The organism is Streptomyces sp. NPDC007901, from assembly GCF_042959465.1.
GTDB lineage: Bacteria > Actinomycetota > Actinomycetes > Streptomycetales > Streptomycetaceae > Streptomyces.
The window spans coordinates 15,991-20,463 of record NZ_JBIBKW010000052.1 but is presented as its reverse complement, the minus strand read 5'-3'; the positions used below and the strand labels follow the sequence as shown (position 1 = coordinate 20,463).

1 protein-coding gene and 2 pseudogenes are annotated in these 4,473 nt (G+C 68.1%); all 3 read left to right on the top strand.

Annotation, left to right across the window (positions count from 1 at the left end; genetic code table 11):
• The first annotated feature begins 296 nt into the window (after positions 1-296).
• Positions 297-1,932 (top strand): annotated as a pseudogene (gene istA / locus ACFZDK_RS54545) (IS21 family transposase).
• Positions 1,929-2,716 (top strand): annotated as a pseudogene (gene istB / locus ACFZDK_RS54540) (IS21-like element helper ATPase IstB). Before istA ends, istB begins: the two co-directional pseudogenes overlap by 4 nt.
• Before the next feature lie 125 nt (positions 2,717-2,841).
• Positions 2,842-4,077 (top strand): MFS transporter, encoded by a 1,236-nt coding sequence (locus ACFZDK_RS54535; protein WP_390986583.1) that lies wholly within the window; start codon positions 2,842-2,844, stop codon positions 4,075-4,077.
• Positions 4,078-4,473 lie beyond the last annotated feature (396 nt).

Genomic DNA, 4,473 nt, shown 5'->3' with positions numbered 1-4,473 from the left:
TCATCCTCGTCGCCCACTCCCGTCGCACCCTCCACCCCCACGATGATCTCGACGATCTGTGGACGATCAACGGCTACGAAAATCTTGTATGAGCCAGGAGCCGCACCCACCGAAGATTGGGAGGGTGCCGAAGCCTGGCTAGGGCGGTGTCATTTGGCTCCACCCGAGGCGACTCCAACTGGCCCCACCGAGAGGGGCGTTCGGAGGTACTTGGGGGTAGTGGCGGGGTGAAGTGGCCCCACCCTGGGTCTTGCGGTGGGACGGTGGATGTGGTCCGCCGAGGGTGGGTGCTGTGGATGTCGTTGTCCAAGCAGGAGCTGTTTGACCGGATCCGCCGCGACAGTTGGCAACAGCAGCTGTCGGTCCGGGCGTTGTCGAAGAAGTACGGCGTCCACCGGCGCCTGGTACGGGAAGCACTGGCTTCGCCGGTGCCGAAGCCGCGCAAGCGGCCGACGCGGACGTCGCCGCGGATGGAGCCGTACAAGAAGACGGTCGACGAGTGGCTGCGGGCTGACTTGGAGGCGCCGCGTAAGCAGCGGCACACCGCGAAGCGGATCGGCATGCGGCTGGAGGAAGAGTTCGGCGTCACGCTTCCTTACACGACGGTGCGGGACTTCGTCACCGCCCGCCGCCGGGCGATCGCAGCGGAGGGTGGGGTGCCGGTCGAGGGTTTTCTGGTCCGGCACAACGCACCCGGGGCGGATGCGGAGGTGGACTTCGGAGAGGTCTGGGTCGACCTGGCCGGGCAGCGGGTGAAGTGCTATCTGTTCACCTTCCGTCTGGCCTACTCGGGCCGGGCGGTGCACCGACCCGCTCCTGTGGTCAGCAGGCGTTCTTCGAAGGACACGTGCACGCGCTGACCGTTCTGGGCGGTGTTCCGGCAGGTCAGGTCCGCTACGACAATCTCACCCCGGCCGTCCGCAAGGTCGTCTTCCGCAGCCGGCTGCGGGAGGAGAACCCGAAGTGGACGGCGCTGCATACGTTCTACGGGTTCACCCCGTTCTACTGCGAGCCGGGGCTGCGCGGCGCCCATGAGAAGGGCGGAGTGGAGGGACAGGTCGGCTACTTCCGTCGCAACTACCTCACCCCTGTCCCGAGAGTGGAGACGCTGGAGGACCTCAACGGGCAGATCACCGCGTTCGAAGAACGGGAGCTGGAACGGCGGATCGGCTCCCGGATCCGTACCATCGGCCAGGACTTCGCGCGGGAGGCGCCGCACCTGCTGCCGTTGCCGGCGGAGCTGTTCGAGACGGCGATGACTTTCCAGCCGCGGGTCGACCGCTACAGCCGGATCACGGTGAAGATGTGCTCGTACTCCGTCCCGGTTCGGTTCATCGACCGCAAGGTCACCGTCCACCTGACCGGCGACATGCTGGTCGTCTTCGAGGGCCGCGGCGAGATCGCCCGCCACGCGAGGCTCGCCGGCCGCGGCCTGGAGCACCTGGTCCTGGATCACTACCTGGAGGTGCTGCTGCGCAAGCCCGGCGCCCTGGACCGCTCCGAAGCCCTGCACCAGGCCCGCGCCGAGGGCACGTTCACCGCCGAGCACGAGGCTTCTGGGCCATGGCCCAGCGGCAGCTCGGCGAGACCGAGGGAACGAAGGCCCTGGTCAGGGTTCTGCTCCTGCACCGCCATCAGCAGCATGCGGACGTGCTGGCGGGCCTGCGGGCCGCCGTTGACCTGGGCACCTGCAGCGACGACGTGGTCGCCCTGGAGGCTCGCAAAGCCGCCCAGGCAGCTGGCCGGGCTCCCACCGTCACCGCGGCGCAGACGGCGGCGGACCAGACGGAACTGCTGGACCCGCAGTTGCCGCAGGTCAGTCATCTCACCCCGCGTCGTCTGGCCAGGTCACTGCCCGAGGATGCCCGCCCGCTGCCCCGCCTGGAGCAGTGGGACGAACTGCTGAACCTGCGACGAAAGGATCCGTCATGACTGCCGCCCAGCACGCGCTCACCGCCCAGGCGTCCGACGCCGCGATCGACACCGCCTGCCGGATGCTGCGGCTGCCCACCATGCGGTCCCAGGCCGCCGACACCATCGCCCGCGCCGAGCGCGAGGGGCTCTCCTACGCCGGATTCCTCGCCGAGCTCCTGCTCGCCGAGTGCGAGGATCGCGACCGACGCAGGGCCGAACGCCGCATCAGGGCCGCCCACTTCCCGCGCGAGAAGTCGCTGCGCGAGTTCGATTACGGCGCCAACCCCAACGTCGACCCGGCCGTCATCCACAGCCTCGCCACCTGCGACTGGATCACCAAGGGCTATCCGCTGTGTCTGATCGGGGACTCTGGCACCGACAAGTCCCACCTGCTGATCGGCTTGGGCACCGCCGCTGCCATGGCCGGTTACCGTGTCCGCTACACCACTGCCGCCTCCCTGGTCAACGAGCTGGTCGAGGCAGCCGACGACAAGCAGCTCGGCAAGACCATCGCCCGCTACGGACGCGTCGATCTTTTGGAAATCGATGAACTCGGCTACCTCGAACTCGACCGGCGCGGCGCGGAGATGCTCTTCCAGGTTCTCACGGAGCGCGAGGAGAAGAACAGCATCGCGATCGCCTCCAACGAGGCGTTCATGGCTGGTCAAAGACGTTCACCGACCCTCGGCTCTGCGCAGCGATCGTGGACCGGCTCACCTTCAATGCCACCCTCATCGAGACCGGCACCGAGTCCTTCCGGCTCGCTCGCACCAGGGCGAACAAGGCCAATGGGTTGAAATAGCCACCCTGCACGGCGCACGGAGGCCGGCCGGAGCACCCAACTCAAGGCGACCATCTTGTTATTGCAAGTAATATGCAACAAGCTGGATGGGCTCTTACCACCTGTCGAGGACGTGGAGTCTTGTCATGCCCCGCCTGATGCCGGACACACGACCGCAGCGCGTCCTCGCGGCCTCGAACTTCGTCTACACCGTCGGCAGCGGCCTCTATCTCACCGCCGGGGTGCTGTTTTTCACCGAGGCGGTTCACCTTCCGGCGGGCCAGGTGGGGCTCGGGCTCGGCATCGCTGGTCTTCTCGCGCTTGCCTTGGGCGTCGCGGTCGGTCATCTGGCCGACCGGCATGGAGCACGCGGCATCTACGCGGCCACCCTGGTGGTTCAGGCGCTGGCCACGGCCTGCTTCGTTCTGGCGGACAGCTTCTGGCCGTTCGTCGTCGCCGTCTGCGCTGCCGCCGCGGCGAAGGCGGCCGGAATCGCCGCCCGCTCCCCGCTCATTAGGCACTACGGAGGCGACCGGCCGCAGGAGTTCCGGGCCTATCTGCGTGCGGTGACCAATGTCGGCATCTCCCTCGGTGCCGTGCTGGCGGGCTGGGTCGTCCAGGTGGGCACGCTCACCGCCTATCAGCTCATGGTCATCGGCAACGCGATCGCCTTCGTGGTCTCCGCGGCGATCCTGATCCGCCTGCCGCCCGTCGCACCCGTCCCCACCACCGGCGGTCCTCGCTGGATCGCTCTGCGGGACCGCCCCTACCTGCTGCTGACCGCCCTCGACGGCATCATGGCCATCCAGTTCAAGGTGCTCACCGTGGCTATCCCACTCTGGATCGTTGGCGCCACCACCGCCCCGCACTGGCTCATTTCGGCCACCATGCTCACCGGCACCGTCATCGTCGTCGCCTTCCAGGTCCGGGCCAGCCGCAACGTCGATTCCCCCGCTGCCGGCGCACACGCCTACCGCCGGGCAGGCGTGGCCTTCCTCATCGCCTGCTCACTGATCTCGCTGTCCGCAGGCATACCGGCGTGGGCTGCCGCAACCCTGCTCATCACCGCGGTGGTGATCCACACGATCGGCGAACTATGGCACTCCGCCGCCGGCTTCGAGGTCTCCTTCGCTCTCGCCCCGCAGCACGCCACGGGCCAATACCTGGGCGTGTTCGGCCTCGGCGCCGGCCTCGCCGAAGCCCTCGGCCCGGGACTGCTCATCGCCCTCTGCATCACCTGGGGTCGCCCCGGATGGTATGCCGCGGGAGCCATGTTCGCCCTGACGGGCTTGGCAGCACCACCCGCCGTCCGCTGGGCACAACGCCACCAGCACGCTCTGCGGACGCAGCTTGCACTTACCGAGAAGGTGTCAACCGCGTGATCGACCCGAGGTGACAGTCCAACCCGCGCTCCAACGGAGCCAATTCAAACCGCCTTCCGGGGCCACCTCACGGCACCTGATCTTCACGAACTATCCGCGAACTGGGGCCAGGTGGAGTCGCCTCGGGTGGAGCCAAATGACACCGCCCTAGCCAGAACGTGGAGCCGATACGCCGCTGGAGATCACGCACGGTCACCAGCAGGTTGGGTTCCTCGGGGAACTGGCGACAGTTGATGACGAGAGCCCACCAGTATCGAGGCCGGTCTCCGACAGGCTTCTACGCGTGGGGCGGGGCGGGGCCGATGGCCCCGCCCCCCCCCGCGTGGGGGGTAAACCCCGGCAACGGGCCCGAACCCGTTTCCCCGGTTTGTGGGTTGGCACCGCCCGGGGGGGGCC